The organism is uncultured Albimonas sp. (genome assembly GCF_963977235.1).
In the GTDB taxonomy this organism is placed as follows: domain Bacteria; phylum Pseudomonadota; class Alphaproteobacteria; order Rhodobacterales; family Rhodobacteraceae; genus Albimonas.
In genome coordinates this window covers 1-2,128 of record NZ_CAXBOD010000141.1, presented here as the reverse complement: position 1 = coordinate 2,128, position 2,128 = coordinate 1, and the positions used below count along the sequence as shown (strand labels likewise).

The 2,128-nt window shown below is 71.8% G+C and carries 2 protein-coding genes; both read right to left on the bottom strand.

Going from position 1 to position 2,128, the window contains the following annotated elements:
* Positions 1-151: 151 nt before the first annotated feature.
* Entirely contained in the window at positions 152-616 is a 465-nt protein-coding gene (locus tag AAC134_RS23780; protein ID WP_339952285.1) for a RidA family protein, read from the bottom strand.
* Between the two features lie 44 nt (positions 617-660).
* Positions 661-1,926, bottom strand: a complete 1,266-nt coding sequence (locus AAC134_RS23775; protein WP_339952287.1) for an HlyD family type I secretion periplasmic adaptor subunit — start codon at positions 1,924-1,926, stop codon at positions 661-663.
* Positions 1,927-2,128 lie beyond the last annotated feature (202 nt).

Below are 2,128 nucleotides of genomic sequence, written 5' to 3'. Positions count from 1 at the left end.
TCCGTCCGAACGCTGGAGTCAGGGCCGCGGCCCCCCGCCGCCCGCGGCTTGCGCCGGGGCGGGCGGGTGGGGAGGCCGCAAGCCGGGGGCGGCGGGGGGCCGCGGCCGGAGGCGCCCCGGCCGCGGGGAGGGGCGCCTCGCCGCGACCGGATCAGGCGATCTCGAAGATCGCCTCGATCTCGCAGGCCACGCCGAAGGGCAGGTTGGCCACGCCGAAGGCCGAGCGCGCATGAACCCCGGCCTCGCCGAAGACCTCGCCCAGAAGCTCGGAGCAGCCGTTGATCACCTTGGGATGGTCGGGGAAATCGGGCGTCGAGTTCACCAGCCCCAGCAGCTTCACCACGCGGACCACGCGGTCGAGGTCGCCCTCGCAGGCGGCCTTGGCCTGGGCCATCAGCGACAGGGCGCACAGCTTTGCGGCCTCGTAGCCGGCGGCGGTGTCCATGTCGCGGCCCAGCTTGCCGACCACCAGCCCGTCGGGGCCCTGGCAGACCTGGCCCGACACGAACACCAGGTTCCCGGTCTTCACGAAGGGCGTGTAGGCCGCGGCGGGCGCGGGCGGGTTGGGCAGGGTGATGCCGAGCTCGGCCAGGCGGGCGTCGATCTTGCCGGTCATGGGGATCCTTTCGGGGGTTTCGCCCGGGGAGGACCCCCGGACGCTCATTCCTCGCGCATCGAGTGGGCGAAGTAATCCATGAAGGGCTTGACCAGGTAGTTCAACGGCGAGCGGTCGTAGGTTCGGATGAACGCCTCGACCGGCATGCCGGGCACCAGGGTCTTGCCCTCCAGCTTCTGTTCCTCGCCTTCGTTCAGCGCCAGCTCGATCGGGAAATAATGGACGCCGGTCCGCTCGTCCACGATCGCGTCGGCCGAGACCTTCACCACGTGGCCGTCGATCTCGGGCGTGGTGCGCGAGGCGAAGGCCGAGAAGCGCAGCGTCGCCTCCTGCCCGGGGAACACCTCGTCGACGTGCTGAGGCTCGATCCGGGCGTTGAACACGAAATCGGCGTCGGTGGGCACCAGGTACAGGATCGGCTCGGCCGGGGTGACCACCGACTGCTGGGCGAAGATCTTGGAGTTGAACACCGTGCCGGCGATCGGGGCGCGCACCTCCATCCTCGACAGACGCTCCTGCAGGCTCGCGAGCTGCTCGCGCACCTGGTTCTCCTGGTACTGGATGTCGCGCATCTGGGTGATCGCCTCCTCCCGCCGCTGGGAGCGGGCCTGGGTGATCTGGATCTCGATCTCGGTGGCGCGGCCCTCGGATTCGGCGACGTTGGCGATCAGCTCGCCGATCTGGCCGTCGAGCCGCGCCTCCTCGCGCTGCAGGGACAGCAGGCGGTTGAGCTGGGCGAGACCCTGGTCGAACAGCCGCTGCTGGCCCACCAGCTCCTGGCGGATCAGGTCTTCCTGGCGGCGCAGGGCGGCGATCTGGGCCTCTGCGCCCTCGATCTGGCGGTCGATCTGGCCGCGGCGTTCGCCGAGCTGCTGGACCTGTTCGTCGAGGCTGCCAAGGCGCGCCTCGAACAGCGAGGTCTGGCCCTCGACCATGCGCTGCACGTCCTCGTCGGTCCGGGCCTTGTCCAGAAGGCGGTCCTCGAAGCGGATCTCCTCCCAGCCGTATTGCTCGGCCTCGAGCCGGTTGCGGCGGGCGACAAGCTCCCAGTACTGGTCCTCGAGGATGATGGCCTCCGAGCGGGGCAGGGTGTCGTCGAAGCGCAGCAGCACGTCGCCGGCTTCGACGCGGTCGCCGTCGCGGACCATGATCTCGCCGACCACGCCTCCGTCGGGATGCTGGACCACCTGCTCGCGCGATTCCACGTCGACCTCGCCCATGGCGATGATCGCGCCGGCGATGTTGGCGAAGGCCGCCCAGGCGCCGAAGCCCCCGACCAGCAGCAGCACGCCCAGAAAGCCGATCAGCATGGCCTTGCGGGCGGAGAAGCGGGCGTTGGCCTCGTCGCGCCCCATCGGGGCCGCAGGGTCGCGGCCGCCGGGCAGGGCGGGCACGCCGCCGCCGCCGCCGCCTGGCGCGGGGGTCGGGGCCTCGGCGCGCGGGGAGGCCGGCGCGCCGGGCGACTCCTCCCGCCGGGCGGGCGGGCGCGAGGGCGCGGCCATCGAGGGGGTC